The organism is Burkholderia sp. BCC1988, from assembly GCF_905339895.1.
In the GTDB taxonomy this organism is placed as follows: Bacteria; Pseudomonadota; Gammaproteobacteria; order Burkholderiales; family Burkholderiaceae; genus Burkholderia.
The window spans coordinates 50,588-70,888 of sequence record NZ_CAJPHA010000016.1 but is presented as its reverse complement, the minus strand read 5'-3'; the positions used below and the strand labels follow the sequence as shown (position 1 = coordinate 70,888).

The 20,301-nt window shown below is 59.0% G+C and carries 21 protein-coding genes, 1 tRNA gene and 1 pseudogene; 6 read left to right on the top strand and 17 right to left on the bottom strand.

The window, feature by feature from the left end:
• The first annotated feature begins 37 nt into the window (after positions 1-37).
• Complete coding sequence (locus U4012_RS22730; RefSeq protein ID WP_321801659.1) at positions 38-364, top strand: H-NS histone family protein; 327 nt, start codon at positions 38-40, stop codon at positions 362-364.
• Between the two features lie 28 nt (positions 365-392).
• On the top strand, positions 393-875 hold the full coding sequence (locus U4012_RS22725; RefSeq protein WP_415750395.1) for a DUF6933 domain-containing protein: 483 nt from the start codon (positions 393-395) through the stop codon (positions 873-875).
• A gap of 64 nt (positions 876-939) precedes the next feature.
• Here U4012_RS22725 and U4012_RS22720 read toward each other — a convergent pair whose 3' ends face one another.
• Complete coding sequence (locus U4012_RS22720) at positions 940-1,293, bottom strand: hypothetical protein (RefSeq protein ID WP_301771685.1); 354 nt, start codon at positions 1,291-1,293, stop codon at positions 940-942.
• Between the two features lie 100 nt (positions 1,294-1,393).
• Here U4012_RS22720 and U4012_RS22715 point away from each other — a divergent pair, with 100 nt between their 5' ends.
• Genes U4012_RS22715 through U4012_RS22705 form a run of 3 tightly spaced genes read left to right on the top strand, consistent with a single transcriptional unit; the run spans position 1,394 to position 4,774 of the window.
• Positions 1,394-2,980: a recombinase family protein gene (locus U4012_RS22715; protein WP_321801839.1), complete on the top strand. Its 1,587-nt coding sequence runs from the start codon at positions 1,394-1,396 to the stop codon at positions 2,978-2,980.
• Positions 2,958-3,878 carry a ParB/RepB/Spo0J family partition protein gene (locus U4012_RS22710; protein WP_264253315.1) on the top strand — a complete coding sequence of 307 codons (921 nt, stop codon included), beginning with the start codon at positions 2,958-2,960 and terminating at the stop codon, positions 3,876-3,878. The genes U4012_RS22715 and U4012_RS22710 overlap by 23 nt, the downstream gene beginning before the upstream one ends.
• Positions 3,875-4,774, top strand: a complete 900-nt coding sequence (locus tag U4012_RS22705; RefSeq protein ID WP_264253316.1) for a ParB/RepB/Spo0J family partition protein — start codon at positions 3,875-3,877, stop codon at positions 4,772-4,774. The genes U4012_RS22710 and U4012_RS22705 overlap by 4 nt, the downstream gene beginning before the upstream one ends.
• 156 nt (positions 4,775-4,930) lie before the next feature.
• Here U4012_RS22705 and U4012_RS22700 read toward each other — a convergent pair whose 3' ends face one another.
• The 14 genes and pseudogenes from U4012_RS22700 to U4012_RS22635 form a co-directional block, all read right to left on the bottom strand.
• Positions 4,931-6,190, bottom strand: coding sequence for an inovirus-type Gp2 protein (locus U4012_RS22700; protein ID WP_321801652.1), 1,260 nt, complete (start codon positions 6,188-6,190; stop codon positions 4,931-4,933).
• Between the two features lie 504 nt (positions 6,191-6,694).
• A complete protein-coding gene (locus U4012_RS22695; protein WP_321801650.1) occupies positions 6,695-7,126 on the bottom strand; it encodes a hypothetical protein in 432 nt (143 codons plus the stop codon).
• A gap of 311 nt (positions 7,127-7,437) precedes the next feature.
• Positions 7,438-8,646 (bottom strand): DUF3296 domain-containing protein, encoded by a 1,209-nt coding sequence (locus tag U4012_RS22690; protein ID WP_321801648.1) that lies wholly within the window; start codon positions 8,644-8,646, stop codon positions 7,438-7,440.
• A 259-nt stretch (positions 8,647-8,905) separates the two neighbouring features.
• Positions 8,906-10,153 (bottom strand): DUF3987 domain-containing protein, encoded by a 1,248-nt coding sequence (locus U4012_RS22685; RefSeq protein ID WP_321801646.1) that lies wholly within the window; start codon positions 10,151-10,153, stop codon positions 8,906-8,908.
• Positions 10,154-10,231: 78 nt separating this feature from the next.
• Positions 10,232-10,570 carry a hypothetical protein gene (locus U4012_RS22680; RefSeq protein WP_321801643.1) on the bottom strand — a complete coding sequence of 113 codons (339 nt, stop codon included), beginning with the start codon at positions 10,568-10,570 and terminating at the stop codon, positions 10,232-10,234.
• A gap of 166 nt (positions 10,571-10,736) precedes the next feature.
• The gene (locus tag U4012_RS22675; RefSeq protein ID WP_321801641.1) at positions 10,737-11,675 is read right to left on the bottom strand and encodes a hypothetical protein; all 939 of its coding nucleotides are present in this window, start codon (positions 11,673-11,675) and stop codon (positions 10,737-10,739) included.
• Between the two features lie 96 nt (positions 11,676-11,771).
• A pseudogene (locus U4012_RS22670) lies at positions 11,772-12,212 on the bottom strand (IS110 family transposase); the annotation flags it as partial.
• 100 nt (positions 12,213-12,312) lie between these two features.
• A tRNA-Thr gene (locus U4012_RS22665) sits at positions 12,313-12,388 on the bottom strand.
• 19 nt (positions 12,389-12,407) lie between these two features.
• Positions 12,408-12,929 carry a ClpXP protease specificity-enhancing factor gene (locus tag U4012_RS22660; RefSeq protein WP_044845942.1) on the bottom strand — a complete coding sequence of 174 codons (522 nt, stop codon included), beginning with the start codon at positions 12,927-12,929 and terminating at the stop codon, positions 12,408-12,410.
• Positions 12,930-13,000: 71 nt separating this feature from the next.
• Entirely contained in the window at positions 13,001-13,612 is a 612-nt protein-coding gene (locus tag U4012_RS22655) for a glutathione S-transferase N-terminal domain-containing protein (RefSeq protein ID WP_006400565.1), read from the bottom strand.
• A gap of 94 nt (positions 13,613-13,706) precedes the next feature.
• The gene (locus U4012_RS22650) at positions 13,707-14,465 is read right to left on the bottom strand and encodes a cytochrome c1 (protein WP_257775419.1); all 759 of its coding nucleotides are present in this window, start codon (positions 14,463-14,465) and stop codon (positions 13,707-13,709) included.
• A 21-nt stretch (positions 14,466-14,486) separates the two neighbouring features.
• Entirely contained in the window at positions 14,487-15,869 is a 1,383-nt protein-coding gene (locus U4012_RS22645; protein ID WP_124487862.1) for a cytochrome b, read from the bottom strand.
• The gene (gene petA, locus U4012_RS22640; RefSeq protein WP_124487917.1) at positions 15,866-16,486 is read right to left on the bottom strand and encodes a ubiquinol-cytochrome c reductase iron-sulfur subunit; all 621 of its coding nucleotides are present in this window, start codon (positions 16,484-16,486) and stop codon (positions 15,866-15,868) included. The genes U4012_RS22645 and petA overlap by 4 nt, the downstream gene beginning before the upstream one ends.
• A gap of 218 nt (positions 16,487-16,704) precedes the next feature.
• Positions 16,705-17,451, bottom strand: coding sequence for a Nif3-like dinuclear metal center hexameric protein (locus tag U4012_RS22635; RefSeq protein ID WP_044845946.1), 747 nt, complete (start codon positions 17,449-17,451; stop codon positions 16,705-16,707).
• Between the two features lie 21 nt (positions 17,452-17,472).
• On the opposite strand from U4012_RS22635, the gene U4012_RS22630 reads away from it, so the two are divergent.
• On the top strand, positions 17,473-18,678 hold the full coding sequence (locus U4012_RS22630; protein WP_044845947.1) for a Do family serine endopeptidase: 1,206 nt from the start codon (positions 17,473-17,475) through the stop codon (positions 18,676-18,678).
• A gap of 242 nt (positions 18,679-18,920) precedes the next feature.
• On the opposite strand, the gene tatC is transcribed toward U4012_RS22630, so the two are convergent.
• Positions 18,921-19,703 (bottom strand): twin-arginine translocase subunit TatC, encoded by a 783-nt coding sequence (gene tatC, locus U4012_RS22625; protein ID WP_044845948.1) that lies wholly within the window; start codon positions 19,701-19,703, stop codon positions 18,921-18,923.
• A gap of 41 nt (positions 19,704-19,744) precedes the next feature.
• Positions 19,745-20,275, bottom strand: a complete 531-nt coding sequence (gene tatB / locus U4012_RS22620; protein ID WP_044845949.1) for a Sec-independent protein translocase protein TatB — start codon at positions 20,273-20,275, stop codon at positions 19,745-19,747.
• Positions 20,276-20,301: the final 26 nt, after the last annotated feature.

The window sequence follows — 20,301 nt, the reverse complement described above, 5'->3', positions numbered from 1 at the left end:
ACCCCAACGGACGCTTCTTCGGACAATACAACATCACATGAACAGCCCTACCATTCGCGAATGGCAGAAGCAACTCGGTCAGTTGAACCTGCTCGTTGAAGAAACGAAGCAGCAGGAAAAGCAAGCGAAACTCAAACAGATCGCCGACCATGTCAAGGAGTACGGCATCACAGAGATCGAACTGCTGCGCGCCGCCGGCTCCGTCAAGGCCAAACGAAAGAAGGCACCAGCCAAGTACTACGATCCGGATACGGGGCAGTCGTGGTCCGGCAAAGGCCCGCGTCCCAAGTGGCTCGTCGGCAAGAACCTCGACGACTATCTCATCCGAGAAGCCCCAAAGTCCTGGTGGCCAGAAGAACGCTGACGCCACAGCAACTCGACGTCTCGACACAATGTTTCACCTTCACTGTACCCGTAAGCTACTCGATCGCCTGGGTCACCAGCCGACCTCCGTCCCGGAGAGCACACCGGCGTCCACATTGGGCCATTGGTACGCCACGGTGCTGTTCTGGCGCCCTCAAGTGGTCCTTTGCGTCAATGAACTCACGCTCTTACCGGTACTCATGCCGCTCGCGCCGGCGGCAACCCTGCCTGCTCGTCTTCCGAGAGCACTGGCGATCGTGTTGCAGGCGCATGGATGGGACGCCGCGAAAATCGATGCCGAGATGCAGCACATGCGTGAATGCGAGATCGCGAAGACTGCCAATCGGAGCGTAGTCGGGACGCTCAACGAATTCGCATTTCTGGCACGCGCCTGGAAAGAAGAACAAGATGCGCCGCCGGATCTACACCGTCTCTCCATGAAGCTCGCCAACGTACCGTGTAAGCCATTGCGCTACGATAGTCCAGCACAACGGGTGCGTACACTCGCTTAAAGCGCTACGCGGGCCCTACAGGCAGATCGAAGGTGTGCGCATCGCGCAGTGCATATTCGGGTACCTATCCCGTTTGGCCGTTCAACATTGCAATCGCATCAAGCAGTAACTGAATCACGGCTTCCAGATCAGCAGCTTGCTGCATCCCTTGACCTGCGAGAAACATGATGGTCGAACGGATCGACGCAAAATTTTGCGCCAGCAGAATCAGATGCACGCCATTCGGTCCACGCACACCCGATAGCCAGTTTTGAACCGTGCGTTCGCTCGCATGTGTCATACGAGCGAGCGTCTTGACCGCGTGCCGAGATGTTCCGATCTCGCGTTTCAGCGCTACCTCGACCGCGACTGCATATTCACGGGCAGTGAGTCCTCGACCTGAGTCGATCGGCAACTTCTTGCGTGTTTCCCGCAACATATTTCCGACCTCCGAAAGTATATTGGCTGTGATCGCAATGTGACTACGACGAAATAGCAGAAATTAAAAGGCTGCGACTTCCATTTCGGTGGGGAATACGGTGATTCGGCGGGTACGAAAAAATCGAGCGGAAAACAGCGACGGTACGGAACGTGCCGCGGCCTATGTGCGCATGTCGACTGAACACCAGCAGTATTCGACTGAAAACCAGCGGGAGGTGATCTTCGCGTTCGCTGCGGCACGAAATCTTGAAATCGTCAAAATTTACGCCGATGAAGGGAAAAGTGGGCTGCGACTCGAAGGCCGTGATCAGTTGAAAGCATTACTGCGTGATGTGGAATCAGGGCAGGCAGACTATTCCGTCGTCCTTGTGTACGACGTGAGCCGATGGGGCCGATTCCAGGATCCTGATGAGAGCGCGAGCTATGAAATTCGCTGCAAGCAGGCCGGCGTCCGTGTGTTGTACTGCGCAGAGCAGTTCGAGAATGACGGCAGCGCCGTATCCAGCATCATCAAGAATGTGAAGCGCACGATGGCCGGCGAGTACAGCCGCGAACTGAGCGTTAAGGTACACGCCGGCCAAATGCGTCTTATTCAGCTTGGCGTGAGGCAAGGTGGTCCGGCCGGCTATGGTCTGCGCCGCATGCTGATCGACCATACCGGTGCTCGGAAGGCTGAACTGAAACCGGGCGAGCACAAGTCAATCCAGACCGACCGCGTGATCCTAGTACCCGGCCCGGTCGAAGAAATTGATACTGTGCGCTGGATATACAAAGCATTCGTGGAAGATGGACTGACCGAATCGGAAATAGCGGCCTTGCTCAATCGCGAGGGCAAACTCACGGATCGCGGAACCGCTTGGACACGTGGCACGGTTCACCAGATCCTGATCAACGACAAATACGTCGGTGACAATGTCTGGAATCGCACGTCCTTCAAGCTCAAGGAAGAACGGGTCAGAAATCCACCGGCAGCCTGGGCACGAGCAGCAGACGCATTCGATCCCATTGTCGACCGGCTGATCTTCAATGCTGCGCGCCAGATCATCCTCGCACGCTCTTACCGGCTCACTGACGAAGAAATGCTGGCTGCGTTACGCCGGGTACTGCTGCGACACGGCTACTTATCTGGCATTGTGATCGACGAGACAACGGACTGCCCTTCGAGCAGCGCGTTCGCCGGTCGTTTCGGCAGCCTGATCCGTACATATACCTTAATCGGCTATACCCCGGATCGGGACTACCGTTACCTCGAAATTAACCGCCGTCTGCGCGAACTGCATCCAAACATCGTTTCGGATGCAATGAACGCCATGACAGCCGCTGGAGCACGAATAGATCGGAACTCGACAACCGATCTGCTGCGGGTCAACGGGGAATTCACAGTTTCGCTCGCCCTGTGCCGATGTCGCACGACCAATGCTGGCACCAATCGCTGGCTTGTACGGTTCGATACCGCGCTGAAGCCCGACATCACGATCGCCGTACGTATGGCCCCCGACGCGCAGTCGATCCGGGACTACTACCTGCTTCCAGCCATCGACGTCTGGTCAGAACAGCTGCGCCTCGGCGACTACAACGAACAGGGCTTCGACGCTTACCGCTACGACGACCTATCGATGCTCGTCTATCTCGGCCGCCGAGTGCCGCTACGTGGAGGCAGTCATGAATGGCAACCAAGATTCTAAGCCTGGGCCGCCTTCGTCGTCGGAGAAGATACTGCTAATTCCGGCTGACCGGCTGCGCGTACTCAATCCGCGCACACGCAATCCCCTATTTTTTTCGCAACTGGTGGAGAACATCGCCGTGGTCGGGTTGAAACGGCCAATCAGCGTGGCGCTTGGCGGGAAAGACAAGGAGGGCGACTGGTACGAGGTTCTATGTGGACAGGGACGCCTTGAAGCCCTGAAGCATTTGGGAGAGACCATGATTCCGTGCTGTATTTTCGATGCGCCGGAAGTTGATCGATTCCTGATTTCATTGACCGAGAACATCGCACGCCGTCGGCATACGACCGAAGAACTGTTGAGCGGCATCCAAGTGTTGCGCGCCAAAGGATACAGCGCAGAGCAGATTGCCCGAAAAATCAATCTCGACGCCGATTACATCAGTAGCATCCTGCACCTGCTCAACAACGGCGAACAGCGCCTTGTGCGTGCTGTCGAGAAACGAATTGTACCGATCTGGCTCGCCGTCGAAATCTCACGCGCATCGAGCGAAGATGTCCAGAAAGCGCTGCTGGAAGCCTACGAACAGGGCACGCTCAAGGGTGAACAACTGCTGCGCGTACGCAAACTGATTAGCAAGCGCGAGGCACTCGGGAAAGCGTACTACGCGAAACCCCGTTCCGGCCGCGATGACAAGCCCACGCCGCAGAAACTACTGCGTATCTACAAGACAGAAGTGCGGCGACAGAAACTCAATATCCAGAAGGCGCGTATACAGGAAGAACGCCTGTTGCTCATTACGTCGGCTATGCGGCACTTCCTATCCGACGAACACTTCCGCACCCTACTGCGCGCCGAACAGATCAGCGACATTCCCGAAGTCATTGCACGACGCATTCCAGCGGAGATGCTGCCATGAGCGCGATCAGACATGGGTTCGAGCCAACCATGATCGAGGTGCCGCTCGACCATATTCACCCGCTGGTGCCCATCCGAGCGAAGGTGCTCGAAACGCCGAAGTTTCGGACAATCCTCAGTTCCATCCGTGAACTGGGTGTGATCGAGCCACTGGCCGTTCATCCGTCACAGAAAGGGGAAGGCCATTACGATCTGCTTGACGGTCGCCTGCGACTCGAAGCCCTGAAGCAGCTCGGACAAGCAACGGCCCGTTGCATGGTTTCGCTCGACGATGAGGGATTCACGTTCAACCGGCAAATCACCCGTATTGCATCTGTTCAAGAACATCGCATGATCCGTGCAGCGCTTGCCAAGGGTGCCTCGGAAGAGCGTATTGCCCAAGTTCTCGACATCGACGTAAAACGTGTTCGCGAGAAAGCTCACCTGCTCGACGGTATTGCACCGGAAGCAGCCCGGCTCCTGAAGGACCGACAGGTAATCCCCGCCGTATTCGGGGTGCTACGCAAGATGAAGCCGTTTCGTCAGATCGAAGCCGCCGAGATGATGATTGCCGCGAACAAATTCACGAAGCCCTACGCGGAAATGATTCTCGTGACCACACGCTCCGATGCCCTGACGGACAAGGCCAAGCCAAAAAAGCGGGAGGAAATTTCACCCGAGGATATTTCGCGCATGGAAGCAGAGATGGAACGCCTGCAACAGGACAGTATGGCAGTGGAAGACACCATCGGCGACACCATGTTATCGCTCGTCGTGGCGAAGGGGTTCATCGCTCGCTTGCTGCGCAACGAGAACATCCACGGGCATCTGAAGCGCTACCACGAAGACCTGCTGTCCAGCGTGGTGACAACAATCGAAGCGATCGCCTCAGACAACCGAGCATCCGAGAGGGAATAAGCTGTCTTGCCCCTCTACCGAGGTACAGCGGACTTCGCGGCGCTGCCGGCGACTAGATCAACAGCATAATTGCCTCGGACGTTCCACTGGAAATCTCAGAATACAGTCCGAACGAGCGAGGCCACCTCTGTTGTCCTTCGGCATACGATTTGCCCCCTATGCCGATACAGCGAAAGAGCTTCCCGATGCCTGCATCGCAAAATCCTTTCTACGTTCCGGCACGCGCGGTCTACACCTTCGCTTGGACGGTAACGGCTTGCTTATCAATGCGGCCTGCGCATCGATCTTCCCGCGCTTGCGTCCGCGTCTCATCGGCTCGTCCTTGGGCGGCGGGCTCGTCCAGAACGTATGATCCCCGTCGTCCTTCACGGAGCGGATGTAGAAATCCGGTTTCGTGACGTAAGCCGCGACGCGCGTCTCCAAGTTGTGGCGCGTTTGCTCGTCGTAATACCGCACCGAGCCAATTCCGCGAAGCTTCCCGTAGGATTGACTGTTGCAGTTGAAGTAGTTGCCTCGGCCCGCGGTGATGTTAATCTTCCAGTGCTCGCCCAAAGCTCGCGCAAGGTCTACATCACCATGCAGTTTGTCACCATTGACGAACACCAGCGCGTGGTAATGCAGCCCCATGTCGACCCCAAACTCCAGTTTGAGGGCATCTCCCAAGTACGCACGCTTCAGGCGCTTGCAACGCTTCACGTAACGTCGAAACGCGATTCGATGACGACGGACTTCTGCGTAGCTGATTGAAGCCCTATGTGCCTTCAGGTAGCTCAGGTCCAGTCGAATGATTAACAGGTGGTGATACCGGGCCTGTATCGCGCGAATGAGGGTGATCACAGACCGATAGTTCTCCGCTGCAGGACGCCAGTACCGCTTCAGTTGCATGCGAAACGCGTCACCGCGCCCTTCTTCTTGTATCCTGGTGACGATGTTATTCAATCCCGCAACGACTGCCCTTCGCTCGTCGTCGTTCAGGGTCGGCAAGTTGCCGACACGGTTACGCAAATCGAACACCGAATACACGCCCTGCGTTGCGTCCGATTGCTCGTCGCGATAGAGATTCTTCCAGAATAGGTCAACGTATGGATGCTGGCGTACGATCGGATGTTCCCGCAAGATGCTTTCCAATTCGATATTCAAGCAATCCAAGAAGGCTCTGCCGAGATCCTTCGAATCCACCTCAACGCTTTCCGGAAGCCACGGCAAGGCGCTTTCCACGAGCTTGATCGAGAACAGCGGTCGTTGCGAGTCGATGACGTCTTTCACGCATTTGGCAATACGTGACACCTCCCGCGATACAGTCCCAACCGCATCGCGATGTTCTTCTGCCCAACGATCTTTCGCGGAGTAAGTTGCCGCATTGAGCAACAGCTCTGCAATCTCCGCATCGCTGCGTCGCTCTATCAGCTTCGTCATCTGATCTACCTCTTGTGTTTTTTACATCCATCATCTTTTCGCATGCCCATCGTCACTTGAGCAAAGAATAAACGCTGTGCTTTTTCTTCACCTAAAGGGAGGAACTCCCATTGTGCGTAGCATTGCTTAATACTCTCTTGCTCATACTTCCCTATGAGTCGTACCAGACATCTCTCCTGGTCTCTTTCTACGAGGCGCACTACACCTCTCTACGAGGTATAAGAAAGGAACCGGAATTGATTGATCAATATCGCCCAGTCATCGCCGAGATCGCCTTCTTCAATCATCGTTCCCGCGCTGAGTATTCACGCATAGGATGTAGTGGTCGACTTGGTGTTTTCGTCTCATCTACGACAACGTGTCATTGCCGCACGATCGAGCGCTTGTTTGCCTCGCTGACTCTCTGTCGGCAGCTATCGTAAGCTCGCAAGCGATGACAGCACCTCGCCAACACAACGACATCGACAATGTGTCGCCCAGTGAGCCGCTGTCATCACTCATCACCTATGCCGCCAGCGTCGACGATCCGTCATCAGTGGCACCATCGGGCCGGACCAAGATGGTCGATTCCGGCACCCTCGAATTGCAACAAGGACACGTCGTGTAAGCAATGCCTGCCTCTTTCCGAATCTTCGACATCAACGTCTTGAGCGTTTGCGCGGTGATGTCGCAACCGTTCTTCTGTAGAACGTCGGCAAGTTGCTCGGGCGATGCCCCGGCTTTCCGCTTTGCATCCAGCAAGGGAAATAGCGCGCGGACGATCTCGGTTGTCGTGTACTTCTTCGGCGGTTCGTAGTCTTCGAGACTAGCCTTCAACGCATCAATGTTCAATTCACCGACTACCTCATTCATACGGCTGTCCGGTGAACGTGCCAGTGCATCCGACATTGGACTATCAGTTCCACTGACGTTACCTGTTTTTACGTTCATGTTCATTTTAGCTTCCAGCAAGACTTACTCGGGTGCCACAACCGATTAACGGCCGGCACCCGAGGCATGTACTATTCATTGACGATACGGCTACGCCCTGTTGACGCAGTTGCCGCGTGAGCCAACCACTTTGCAGCGGCCGATGCGAACACCGTGCTCAGGACCGTTTCGTCACTCGGACGGAAAATGCAGAAAGCGGGCAAGGCTAATGAGACTCGCGGGAGAGCGTTATCAGGTAAGGCAAAGAGCTAATTCTGATATGGCCAAGAGCTATCTCCGATATGCCTCGTCGCTCGCCACGCTGCGACGGAGAAGCCTTACTCCGACTTCTTCTGTAATTTGGTTCGCGCCTTGCCCTGGGGTACCGCAGGCGCCACCATCTGCGCGCGACCTGTGCCGAAGCGCTTAAAGCCCGACAACGGTTGCACGCACACATACCGGTCACGTCGAGCCAAGCGGCATAAAAAGCGCGTCAGCGCCTCTCGTTTTTCCGCATCATCGTGATTGATCTTGCTGATCAAGTCAGCATCCCCCGAAAATTTCCGCGATGTACTGCTCATGTTGCGGAACTGACCTCGACCGTCCGTGATCCCGTCAACCCAGTATTGGCCGATGTGTTCCCCCAACGCGCCACCTGCTGCTGCCAGCGAACCATCGAACAAAAACACAACACGCAGGTAGTACCCGGTATAGGAGCAATCAAGCCGCCATACATAACCCACCATGTTCCCGAAGATTGACCGCTTCGAGCGCATGTTGCGAAAGAGACGATCACGGTCCCCAATCACCTCGGTCACGTCATGTTGCCTCAGCGCCTCCGGCAAGGCATCGACTGTATCTTCACGACGATACAGGCACGCCATGTCATCGGCCTCTTCTTTGGCTACCATTTCTGCGACTTCATGCAACCGCAACTCGTCGACGCAAGATTTCTTGTAGAACAACTGCATTTCCACAGGAACGATCGAACTATTGCGGCTAAACAGCGCGCCAATATAGTTCAACACACTCTTCTCGTTTCCGTTACTAGAGTTTTCCCAATCGTTCATCTGGCTGACGATGCCGATACGAGCCCCCTCTTCGCGCAGAAACGCGATGAACTCCTCGAACACCTCTGCCTCTATACGGTCTTTATCGAAAGGAAGGTTTCGATTTCTTCGAAGACAGCGACGAATCTCGTGCGTCGCGAAGCAGTCGAAAAGCAGCCTCAACTGAGGCGAGAAATGAAAGCCGCGCGAGTACACACGAACCATTGCCCCCAAAAGGTCGAACCCCCTCGCGAGGGGGGACGACGCCACCGCCACTTTCCGGCCTTTGCGGGCTTGAATCTTGAAAGCCACGTCTTTCGTCCGGATCACTCCATCCATGAACCTCACCGCGAACACCAGCGCCCCTAAGTTTCGGCCAAGCAGAATTTCACTGCCGTGGTCACCCCACACGCTGTTAGCTGACCTGTTGACATCACGGGAATCATCAACCAGATCCTTGATCCGGCCTGCTTGAAACCAATCTTCTTTTGCTGCCATATCGTTCACCTGTTATTTATTCGCTGCCATCCACATCCGTTATGGCACCCGTTATTAGTTACGCGTAGCCACCAGTTGGTGGCTACGAACATGTTTGCTTGGCGCGATCAATCGCACGGAAATTTTGTCGATATTTAGACTTTCTTACTTTGCATTCCTATCTAATTTATTCACTATCCTCGCCTCGACTACGAACTGGCTTGCGTTACTTCCTACCTCACCCCTCTGGTACAAGGGGCAGGGACTGGGGCAGAGTCGATCAGATCAACGTACGAAAAGACCAAGGATTCACAACCGATTGCGTGTGAAAGTAGGCAGGATTAAGTTCAATCCATGCTGTCTTGCCCGGAGAGATTCGGGCATAGCCGGACGAACAAATCACCGTCAACGCTCGCACTGCTGCAGCCCTACTCAATCCCATGTCCGGTGCGTACGCAAGTAAATCGCAACGTTTGATGGTCAGTTGCCGAGTTCGGTACACAAACCCATGCAACCATTGCACAAGGCAGTCGGCTTCTTCGAACTCCCGTGGCATAGTTGGCTTCGGCTGAAAACGGCGCTTGTAGTGCTCCGTGAACCACAAACCAATTGCCTCTGCTTGCTCCAACTCTTCTGCCGATACATCACCGGGAACATCCTCGAACACATGCATTCCGGCGGCCAACCGCGCGATGTTTTCGGTCTGACGAGCAGCGTGCTCCACAAGATCCTCCAGATCACCGCCACGTAGCCCACGCACTCGGTAGCCTTCGGCAATCTCTTTCAGGAGTCGAATAGCATCTGGCTGAAACTTAACGAGCCCTCGCCGCGCTCGTCCACACATGATTTCGACCCACAGGTTAAGAAGACGTCGACAGTTTTCATCCCAGATGCGCGAATCAACTGGGACAAGATCGAGTGCGACCGGCTCGCCTGCGTATTCAGCGAACTGTGTGCGCGTCGCAAGCCCTAATGCGCGTAGGCGTTTTGCATGCCGCTCGTCGAACGCGATGCGTACATGCGGCTGAGTCAACACAAGGCTCGTAAATCGCGGATCGTGAAGAATGTAGCGTCCCGTCGTCGCGCGATCGACGGAGAATGTCTGCCCGTCAAAAAACTGGACGCGCGTATTAGCATCACGGGTCATCGAACCGGTTCGGGACGATGCAAATTCGTCGTCGATCTCATTCGCAACCGGATACTTCGAGACGCGCTTGACGATCGCCGGCATCGATGCGTTGTGAATCACGTGACTGTCGATGCAGATTTCTCCGTCGACCGCGTTCGCGAGTTGCTCACGCTGAAATTCGAACATTTCACCGAACGCCGCGTTTTTTGCCTCGGTCTTACCACAACCTGACACCGCGCTCAACATCGTGTTGATACCGAACGGACCGTCTCGACCGCGTGGTGAGGACATATTCGCGACTGGATTCGCATATGCGATACCGGCATGCACAACGATCGGTCCAACGACGATTGACGGGATCCTAATCGTGTCGACGAGAGAATCGTAGAGGCTTCGCATTCTCGTTCCGAGAGCCTCAGTCGGAAAGCGCTCGGGGTTAATTGGCAGATGGAAGCCGCGGTTGTATCGCGCGTACATTTAAGCCCCCTCGATCAGTGCACGGACCAAGTCAGCCCTCCAATACAAACGCCGGTTAGCTGATTTTCGTGGCACGACGGATAAATAGCGGCCATAGTTGGAATACGCCTTGCGCAGCGTCTGAGGACGCAGGCCAAGGAAATCTGCAGCCTCTTCAGTCGTGAAGTATTCCCGCCCGTTCGAAGCGGGGGAAGTATGGGCCGAGGTGCCGCTCCAGGGACGAGCAGATTCGACCTCATCGGAACGGTTGTCGGCGTGGAGGAGAACCGGACGCGGCGGCTCGTTTACGGATTGACGGCGATCGGGAATCGTCGCTGCCTTGATGGCGTTCTGGTGCATCTGTCGCTCCTAGCAAAATACGAAACAAGGGGTTTCGCGCCGCATGAACCGAGAGATCCTGATCAACCTCTTTCGACCAGATTCAACCTAGGTCCATGCGAACAGCTTGGAACCAACTTTAGCGAGATGCAGACGGACAGACAGCCTTACGTCGAGTTACGTCAGTTTATGTATTTGTCTTGCGGATTACGCGCATCCGGCTCTGCATGTCCTTGATCGTGAAAATTTGAATCTCGCCCTCATCATTCACCCATTTAACTTCCTGGCCATCGTCCGTAGCTGAGTGGAGCGGTCTCGGTGGCGGTTTCCTCTGCGCAAGCTCAACAAGCGCATGCAGAATGGAATGAGGACTATCACGATCGTGGGCAATTTGCCAAGCCATCGCGAGTGTCGCGGCTAGCGGGCCACGAAATTTTGGACGTCTCTCTGCACGAGATACCGCCGACGTGGGAATCTGAGCCGGAGCAGATTCCCGCACCTCGGAGAACGGAAGCACCGACACCAGCGTGTTCGGAATTCGTTGCACCAGGAGAAAGTCGATGAGTTCGTCTGGATCGAAACCGATCAATCGGATCCGCGGAGTCGTCGGCAGATCACGGAACCGCGGGGCAGACGAAGGCTCATGGGCCGACCAGCGCGAACCATTGAACATGGCTTGGCGACGTTGCGCTTCGCGCGCCGAGGACTCCCATTTCGCCATGTCCGCCAGAAGCGCTAGCCCCTCTTCGCGCGCCGCGGTACTCTGCCAATAGGTTTCCCCTCTTCCAGTCGTCGCGTCGAACCAGCGCAAGCGGTGACCAGCCGGTGTGTTGGCAATGTTCACGCCAAGTATGTCGGCTGCTCGTGAGGTTCGAAATAGCTGTTTGCGGGAAGTTGCAGCAACTCTTGCTTCAAAGGCGGCAACATCCCCCAGCTCCTTGTCCGCCAGTACAACCTGATCGAGTTCATTATCCGGAATTTGGATGCAGTTCGCGACCATCTGTATCGTTTCGGATAAAGACAGAAAATTGCGATAGAGAGACTCTCGCTCCCCCATCCTCTTCCGTTCACCTGCCTCTGCTCTAGCGGCAGCAATGCGTTCTTGTTGCGATTTTGTATCTGTCATGGCCCCGTCGTCGCATTGGAATAACTGGCGGCGCCGGGTCGGCACCGTCATCCACGGATTTTACGTGTGCCAAACTAACAATGAGACGAGCTACGGTCGGCCAGCGAGCGTCTTCTCGCTGGCAGCAGCAAGTGCGCTTGGGGACGGGTAGCGCTCAAGCAGATCGAGCACCGCAGGATGGTCGAGGCGCGGTCCGAGAACTCGCTCGAGCGCCGGATGGATTTGAGTAAGCAAGCCGCGAATGCGGTTGCTGGTCTGCGTGACCTGAGCGGCGAGGTCGTCATCGAAGCCGCACAGCATGGTGAGCTCGGCGAGTTGCTCGTCGGCCAGTCGAAGCGAGCGCAGCGTATGCGGCATCGAGCGAGCGGCTTCGGCGATGATCGGGGCATCGCGGGCATCGGTCTTGGCTTCGCCAGTGCGCAGATCGGCAATGCGGCGCATGGCCAGTCCGGGCAGATAGGCGACGAGTACGCCCTCAGCTCGGGCGACGGCTACAGGAAGTGCACCGATGGTGGAAGGCTGATCGACGACGAATAGCGTGGATCAAGGCAGACCGAAAATGCCTACACAACACCTACACCGAACTCATAAAACAAAAAGCCCAGCCATGTAGGCTGGGCTAAGTGCTTGTTTTATATGGTGCCGGCTGCAGGACTCGAACCCGCCACCTGATGATTACAAATCAACTGCTCTACCAGATGAGCTAAGCCGGCGTAAGCGCGAGATTCTACCTCATTTCACGATCTTGAGGCGAGGTCTGCTGCCGCCTTTCGAGCCATCCCCGTCGGTTTTCGGCGGTTCGTCAGCGCCTTCGGACGGTTCTTCGTTCGCACCTTGATCGGCAACCGGCGCCAGCACGACAGGCGACTCGTCGCGCCGCACCTCATCGGCCTGCTCGGCATCGTCCTCGAACGCGCCCGAATCCGCGCCCTCGCCCGCCACCGCATCGACCTGGAACGCCATCCCCTGGCCGTTCTCGCGCGCGTAGATCGCGAGCACGTTGGCCACCGGAATCTCGATCTTGTGCGCCTTCCCGGAGAACCGGGCGGTGAACTCGATCCACTCGTTACCCATCTGCAGCTGGCTCGTCGCCTCGAAGCTGATGTTGAGCACGATCTCGCCGTCACGCACGAACTGACGCGGCACGCGCGTCGAGTTGTCGACCCTCACCGCGATATGCGGCGTGTAACCGTTATCGGTGCACCACTCGTACAGCGCGCGCAGCAGATAAGGCTTCGTTGAAATCTCTTGCATCACAATCCTCGAACCCGGAGCGGGCACGCGGCACGCCGCGCCGCCCGCTCCGTCTTGCCCTCATTGCATCATCAACGACGCATGACCTTTTCGGACGGCGTCAGTGCTTCGATATAGGCCGGACGGCTGAAGATCCGCTCGGCATACTTCATCAGCGGCGCGGCGTTCTTCGACAGTTCGATGCCGTAGTGATCCAGACGCCACAGCAGCGGCGCGATCGCGACGTCGAGCATCGAGAACTCCTCGCCGAGCATGTACTTGTTCTTCACGAAGATCGGCGCGAGTTGCGTCAGGCGATCGCGGATCGCGAGGCGTGCCTTCTCGTGGTTCTTCTCCGCTGCCTTGCCCTTCTCGTTCTCGAGCGTGCTGACGTGAACGAACAGCTCCTTCTCGAAGTTGAGCAGGAACAGGCGTGCACGGGCGCGCTGCACCGGGTCGGCCGGCATCAGTTGCGGGTGCGGGAAGCGCTCGTCGATGTATTCGTTGATGATGTTCGATTCGTACAGGATCAGGTCGCGTTCGACCAGAATCGGCACCTGACCGTACGGGTTCATCACCGAGATGTCTTCCGGCTTGTTGAACAGGTCGACGTCACGGATCTCGAAATCCATCCCCTTCTCGAACAGCACCAGCCGGCAACGCTGGGAGAACGGGCAAGTTGTGCCGGAATACAGAACCATCATATTTGCGTTTCCTCAAAAAAGCCGAGGGCCGGCACGCGGCGCAACCCCTTTCACGGGTTCCGCCTTGCGCCGGCCCCACGCCGGTCAGGCGTGTTTACTTGATATCTTTCCAGTACGCGGCATTGAGCCGCCAGGCCAGGAAAGTCAGGACACCGAGAAAGACCAGCACCCACACGCCGAGGCGTTTGCGGGTCTGCTGGGCCGGCTCGGACATCCATGTCATATAGGCCACCAGGTCGGCCACCGCAGCATCATAGTCCGGCGGCGACAACGTCCCCGGCGTGACCTGCTGGAAGCCGACGAGCGTGTGGACCTTCTCGCCCGTCTCCTCGTCCGTCTTGTCTTCGAATTTGGCAGTGCGCTGCCCCTGCAGTTGCCACAATACATGGGGCATGCCGACGTTCTCGAACACCGCGTTGTTCCAGCCGCTCGGCCGCGTATCGTCGCGGTAGAAACTCCGCAGATACGTGTACAGCCAGTCGCGACCGCGCGCCCGCTCCTCGACCGACAGGTCGGGCGGCGTCGTGCCGAGCCAGTTCTTCGCGTCTTCGGGCCGCATCGCGACGGACATCGTGTTCCCGACCTTGTCGGTCGTGAACAGGAGATTCGTTTCGATCTCCTTCTGGGATATGCCCAGATCCGTCAGACGGTTGTAGCGCATCAGGTTCGCGCTGTGGCAGTTCAGGCAATAGTTTACAAACAATTGCGCGCCGTGCTGAAGCGAAACGAGATTTTCCGTGTTATCGGGCGCCCGGTCGAGCGGAAAATTACCCTCCGCGCGCACGGCCGGCGCCGCCAGCAGCGCGACGGCCGTCGCCCCGATCAGCGCGAGCGTCGAAAGCAGTTTCTTCATGTCGTTCTCTCCTCGCTCTCGTTAATGGGGCTTGAAGCGCACCCGCTCCGGCGGCTGCTTGAACGTGCCAAGCGGCGTCCAGACGGGCATGCCGAGGAAGAACGCGAAGTAGATCAGCGCACAGCCCTGCGCGATCAGCGTCGAGACCGGCGATGGCGGCCGCGTGCCGAGGAACGCGAGGATCAGGAACGCCGCGACGAAGATCCCGAGGAACACCTTGTGGAACAGCGGCCGGTAGCGGATCGACTTCACCGGGCTGCGGTCGAGCCACGGCAGGAAGAACAGCGTGATCACCGCCGAGCCCATCACGACGACGCCCCAGAACTTCGATTCCGTCAGGAACATGAACACGACGATCGCCGCGGCCAGCACCGGCAGCCCGACCTTCCACTTGCCGCGCGCGCGGATCAGCGCGAGCACGCCGAGCAGCGCGATCACGATCATCAGCACGATCTTGAACGGATCGGTGGTCGCGCGCAGCATCGCGTAGAACGCGGTGAAGTACCACACCGGCGCGATTTCCGGCGGCGTCTGCAGCGGATTCGCCGGGACGAAGTTGTTCGACTCGAGGAAGTAGCCGCCCATCTCCGGCGAGAAGAACACGATCAGCGCGAACACCATCAGGAACACGCAGACGCCGAAGAAATCGTGCACCGAGTAGTACGGGTGGAACGGGATGCCGTCGAGCGGAATGCCGTCCGCGTCCTTCTTCGCCTTGATCTCGATGCCGTCCGGGTTGTTCGACCCCACTTCGTGGAGCGCGACGAGGTGCGCGATCACGAGGCCGACCAGCACGAGCGGAATCGCGATCACGTGGAACGCAAAGAAGCGGTTCAACGTGACGTCGGACACCACGTAGTCGCCGCGGATCCACAACGACAGGTCCGGGCCGACGAACGGAATCGCCGAGAACAGGTTCACGATCACCTGCGCGCCCCAGAACGACATCTGGCCCCACGGCAGCAGGTAGCCGAAGAACGCCTCGGCCATCAGGCACAGGAAGATCGCGCAGCCGAAGATCCACACGAGTTCGCGCGGCTTGCGGTACGACCCGTACATCAGCCCGCGGAACATGTGCAGGTACACGACGACGAAGAACATCGACGCACCGGTCGAGTGCATGTAGCGGATCAGCCAGCCCCACGGCACCTCGCGCATGATGTACTCGACCGACGCGAACGCGAGCGTCGAATCGGGCTTGTAGTTCATCGTGAGGAAGATGCCCGTGACGATCTGGTTGACGAGCACCAGCAGCGCGAGTGAGCCGAAGAAGTACCAGAAGTTGAAGTTCTTCGGCGCGTAGTACTCGGAAACGTGCTTCTTCCAGGTGGACGTGAGCGGGAAGCGCTGGTCGACCCAGCCGGTGAGACCTGTCGTGGAGACTTCCTTGTTGTCGGCCATCACGCTTCTCCTTTCTCGTCCTTGCCGATCACGAGGGTCGTCGCCGACGTGAACATGTAGGGCGGGATGTCGAGATTCTGGGGCGCCGGCTTGTTCTTGAACACGCGGCCGGCGAGGTCGTAGGTCGAACCGTGGCACGGGCACAGGAAGCCGCCCGGCCAGTCGTCCGGCAGGTTCGGCTGCGGACCCGGCGTGAAGCGTTGGCTAGGCGTGCAGCCGAGGTGCGTACACACGGCCATCACGACGAGAATGTTCTTGCGATCGGCCCGCGAGCGATATTCGTTCGCGCAATACGCGGGCAACGGCATCGAATACGGGGATTTCGAGGTCGGATCGGCCACTTCCTTGTCGGCCTTGACGACGTCGGCCAGCATCGAATCGGTGCGATTCAGGATCCAGACGGGTTTGCCGCGCCACGGCACCGTGACCATCTCGCCGGGCTTCAGGCCGCTGATGTCGACCTCGACCGGTGCTCCGGCCGCTTTCGCTTTCGCGGACGGCGCAAGCGACGCCGCGAAAGGTATGACGGTGGCTACGCCTCCCACGCCACCTGCTACGGATGTCGCAATCAGCCAGGTACGGCGGCCGCTGTCGACGCGTTTCTCTTCCTTGTCTCGCATCACACGCCCCACTTCTGAGTTGGATTTTCCGTCACGACTTTTCATTCCGCCGCTAGTTTGCGCGAATGGAGTCGCCATTTACAAGGCCCGGAGACGAAAATCCCTTCGAAGTAATTGATAGTTAAGGGTTTTCCCCCACTATCGGAGCGATTAAATCATTTCTCTTTTAAGCATGCGCTACATTGCGAAATTTCGATGCACCGCCGCAAATCCGGCGTTCAGACCGGATTATGAATATCGATAAAAAGGTGTTCGAGATCGAATTCTTCGGACAAGTGGGCGCCGAGCGCCTGGATTCCGTAGCGCTCGGTCGCGTGGTGCCCTGCCGCAACGAACGCGACGCCGCTCTCGGCCGACGCGTGCGTGACGGATTCCGACACCTCGCCGGTCAGGAACACGTCGGCGCCCGCGTCGATCGCCGCGTCGAAATAGCTTTGCGCGGCGCCCGTACACCATGCGATGCGGCGCAACTGCATCTCCGGATCGCCGAGCACGAGCGGCGTGCGGCCGAGCGTGCGCTCGACCTTCGCGACGAAGTGCTCGAGCGAGACGGGCATCGGCAGCGTGGCCATCCAGCCGAGGTCGCCGTCGCCGAAACGCTGCTCGCCGAGCAGCCCGAGCTTCTCGCCGAGCTGCGCGTTGTTGCCGAACTCGGGGTGCGCGTCGAGCGGCAGGTGGAATGCGAACAGGTTCAGGTCGTTCGCGAGCAGCAGCTTCAGCCGCTGGTACTTTCGGCCGGTGATCTGCGGCGCCTCGTTGCGCCAGAAATAGCCGTGATGGACGAGCACCGCATCCGCGCCCCATTCGAGCGCGGCTTCGAGGAACGCGACCGACGCCGTCACGCCGGTAGCGATCTTCTCGATCTTGCGGCGCCCCTCGACCTGGAGGCCGTTCGGGCAATAGTCCTTGAAGCGCGCGATTTCAAGGGTATTGTTCAAGTACAATTCAAGTTCGATCCGATCCATATAAACCTCTAATCCTTTCAGATGCTTAGACGCTTCTGGCTGTTCTTCGCGCAGGCGGTGACCGTACTGCTCGCGCTGATGTTCATCGTCGTGACGCTCAAGCCGCAATGGCTGCAACGGCAAGGACAGCTCGGCAAGCAGCTCGCCACGCCGATCGTCGCGCTGCGCGAAGTCGCACCGGGCATCGGCGGCGCCCCCGCGACCACGTCGTACGCCGAGGCCGCGCAAAAGGCGATGCCCGCCGTCGTCAACGTCTTCTCCAGCAAGGACGGCTCGCTGCCGCCCGATCCGCGCGCGAAGGATCCGCTGTTCCGCTACTTCTTCGGCGACCGCAATGCGCGCAAGCAGCACGACGAGCCGGCCGCCAACCTGGGCTCGGGCGTTATCGTGAGCCCTGAAGGTTACATTCTAACGAACCAGCACGTCGTGGACGGCGCCGACCAGATCGAAGTCGCGCTCGCCGACGGCCGCACGGGCACCGCGAAGGTGATCGGCAGCGACCCGGAAACCGACCTCGCCGTGCTGAAGATCAACATGACGAACCTGCCGACGATCACGCTCGGCCGTTCCGACCAGTCGCGGGTCGGCGACGTCGTGCTCGCGATCGGCAACCCGTTCGGCGTCGGCCAGACGGTCACGATGGGGATCATCAGCGCGCTCGGCCGCAATCACCTCGGCATCAACACGTTCGAGAACTTCATCCAGACCGACGCGCCGATCAACCCGGGCAACTCGGGCGGCGCGCTGGTCGACGTCAACGGCAACCTGCTCGGCATCAACACGGCGATCTACTCGCGCTCGGGCGGCTCGCTCGGCATCGGCTTCGCGATCCCCGTGTCGACCGCGCGCACCGTGCTCGAAAGCATCATCACGACGGGCTCGGTCACGCGCGGCTGGATCGGCGTCGAGCCGCAGGACGTCACGCCGGAAATCGCCGAATCGTTCGGGCTCCAGCAGAAGTCGGGCGCGATCGTCGCGGGCGTGCTGCAGGGCGGGCCGGCCGACAAGGCCGGCATCAAGCCGGGCGACATCCTCGTGAGCGTGAACGGCGACGACATCACCGACACGACGAAACTGCTGAACACCGTCGCGCAGATCAAGCCGGGCACGCCGACCAAAGTGCACGTCGTGCGCAAGGGCAAGGAGTTCGACGTGAAGGTCGTGATCGGCAAGCGGCCGCCGCCGCCGAAGCAGGCGCTCGACGAACAGGACAGCGACAGCGAATGACCTCCGGCGGGCGGCGTACCGGCGCCGCTTGCCAGCCAAGGACGGAAACAAAAAAGGGCAGCCTGATCGGCTGCCCTGTTGCTTTGGTCCGGCGGCGTTGCTTCGGCATGCCTTCTTCACGGTGAAGAAGCTGCGGGCGCCCTCGCGATCTGTACCATCCGGTCGGCCCGGCCGGCTTCAACGCTGTCGAGGGGCCGTATCGACGACCGCGATCATGCCGGCCGCCGCGCACCGGTCCCGTATCAACTCGCGGCGCCGTTCTCCGCCTCGGGTTCTTCCGTCGGCTTCGGTACGAAGAATCGCGCGGCCAGCAGCCCGATCTCGAACAGCACGACGAGCGGCAACGCGAGCATCAGCTGCGAGAACACGTCCGGCGGCGTGACGACCGCCGCGACGACGAACGCGCCGACGATCACGTACGGCCGCATCTCCTTCAGCTTCTTCAGCGTCAGCACGCCCATCCGGACGAGCAGCACGACGACGATCGGCACCTCGAACGTGACGCCGAACGCGATGAACATCCCGAGCACGAAGCTCAGGTAGTTGTCGATATCGGTCGACATCTCCGCGCCGAGCGGCGCGTTGTAGTGCGCCATCACGCGGAAGATCGTCGGGAACACGAGGAAGTACGCGAACGCCATCCCGCACAGGAACAGCACATAGCTGCTGCCGACGAGCGGCGCGACGAGCTTCTTCTCGTGCTGGTACAGCCCCGGCGCGACGAACGCCCAGATCTGGTACAGCACGATCGGCAGCGCGATCACGAGCGCGACGAGCATCGTGACCTTCATCGGCACGAAGAACGAGCCGGTGACGTCGGTCACGATCATCCTGCCGCCCTTCGGCAGGTTTTCCATCAGCGGCCGCGCGAGCAGCCGGAAGATGTCGGGCGCCCAGTACACGAGCCCGAGGAACACGACGATCACGGCCAGCCCCGCGCGAATGATGCGGTCGCGAAGCTCGACGAGATGGGAAATGAAGGTTTCTTCCGGGGCGTCGCCCGGGTTCTGCTGGGGGTCGCTCACACCGGCCCTCGGTAGGATTGACGAGCGAGCATGCGCTCGGCTCAGAAGAAGCGCGTCGGCCGGCGCAGGCTGGCCGGCTGGTGGCGCGCGACACGCGCGGCGCCCGACTGCACGTGCGTGCGGCGGGTCGTCGCGCGCTTGTACCAGACAGGCGTCGCCGCCTGTTTCACACGCCAGTTGCGACGCTTCGGCGCGAGCGCGGCCGTGCTGCCGCGCCACGACGGCGCCGCGGGCGTGTCGGAGCCGTACGTACCGGCATCGACCGAGCCTTCGTTAAGGCCGCCGACCGCGGAGTTCCACGTGTCGTTCAGCTCCTTCTCGTGCTCGCGCAGGTTGTCGTGAATCGTCGTCTCGACATTGCGCGCGGCCGTCTCGAAATCGGTCTTCATCGTCCGCAACGCGTCGAGTTCGATTTCGCGCGAGACCTCGGCCTTCACGTCGTTGATGTACCGCTGCGCGCGGCCGAACAGTGCGCCGGCCGTACGCGCGACGCGCGGCAGGCGCTCGGGGCCGAGCACCACGAGCGCGACGACGCCGATCAGCGCCATCTTCGAAAGACCGAGATCCAGCATCGCGAATGCCTGTCAGCGTGCCGGCG

What these genes read in the sequence shown, in the direction of transcription:
- U4012_RS22730 (WP_321801659.1), top strand. Translation starts at nt 38, where the DNA reads ATGAACAGCCCTACCATTCGCGAATGGCAGAAGCAACTCGGTCAGTTG.
- U4012_RS22725 (WP_415750395.1), top strand. Translation starts at nt 393, where the DNA reads ATGTTTCACCTTCACTGTACCCGTAAGCTACTCGATCGCCTGGGTCAC.
- U4012_RS22720 (WP_301771685.1), bottom strand. Translation starts at nt 1,293, where the DNA reads ATGTTGCGGGAAACACGCAAGAAGTTGCCGATCGACTCAGGTCGAGGA.
- U4012_RS22710 (WP_264253315.1), top strand. Translation starts at nt 2,958, where the DNA reads ATGAATGGCAACCAAGATTCTAAGCCTGGGCCGCCTTCGTCGTCGGAG.
- U4012_RS22705 (WP_264253316.1), top strand. Translation starts at nt 3,875, where the DNA reads ATGAGCGCGATCAGACATGGGTTCGAGCCAACCATGATCGAGGTGCCG.
- U4012_RS22700 (WP_321801652.1), bottom strand. Translation starts at nt 6,190, where the DNA reads ATGACGAAGCTGATAGAGCGACGCAGCGATGCGGAGATTGCAGAGCTG.
- U4012_RS22695 (WP_321801650.1), bottom strand. Translation starts at nt 7,126, where the DNA reads ATGAACATGAACGTAAAAACAGGTAACGTCAGTGGAACTGATAGTCCA.
- U4012_RS22690 (WP_321801648.1), bottom strand. Translation starts at nt 8,646, where the DNA reads ATGGCAGCAAAAGAAGATTGGTTTCAAGCAGGCCGGATCAAGGATCTG.
- U4012_RS22685 (WP_321801646.1), bottom strand. Translation starts at nt 10,153, where the DNA reads ATGCGAAGCCTCTACGATTCTCTCGTCGACACGATTAGGATCCCGTCA.
- U4012_RS22680 (WP_321801643.1), bottom strand. Translation starts at nt 10,570, where the DNA reads ATGCACCAGAACGCCATCAAGGCAGCGACGATTCCCGATCGCCGTCAA.
- U4012_RS22675 (WP_321801641.1), bottom strand. Translation starts at nt 11,675, where the DNA reads ATGACAGATACAAAATCGCAACAAGAACGCATTGCTGCCGCTAGAGCA.
- U4012_RS22660 (WP_044845942.1), bottom strand. Translation starts at nt 12,929, where the DNA reads ATGCAAGAGATTTCAACGAAGCCTTATCTGCTGCGCGCGCTGTACGAG.
- U4012_RS22655 (WP_006400565.1), bottom strand. Translation starts at nt 13,612, where the DNA reads ATGATGGTTCTGTATTCCGGCACAACTTGCCCGTTCTCCCAGCGTTGC.
- U4012_RS22650 (WP_257775419.1), bottom strand. Translation starts at nt 14,465, where the DNA reads ATGAAGAAACTGCTTTCGACGCTCGCGCTGATCGGGGCGACGGCCGTC.
- petA (WP_124487917.1), bottom strand. Translation starts at nt 16,486, where the DNA reads ATGCGAGACAAGGAAGAGAAACGCGTCGACAGCGGCCGCCGTACCTGG.
- U4012_RS22635 (WP_044845946.1), bottom strand. Translation starts at nt 17,451, where the DNA reads ATGGATCGGATCGAACTTGAATTGTACTTGAACAATACCCTTGAAATC.
- U4012_RS22630 (WP_044845947.1), top strand. Translation starts at nt 17,473, where the DNA reads ATGCTTAGACGCTTCTGGCTGTTCTTCGCGCAGGCGGTGACCGTACTG.
- tatB (WP_044845949.1), bottom strand. Translation starts at nt 20,275, where the DNA reads ATGCTGGATCTCGGTCTTTCGAAGATGGCGCTGATCGGCGTCGTCGCG.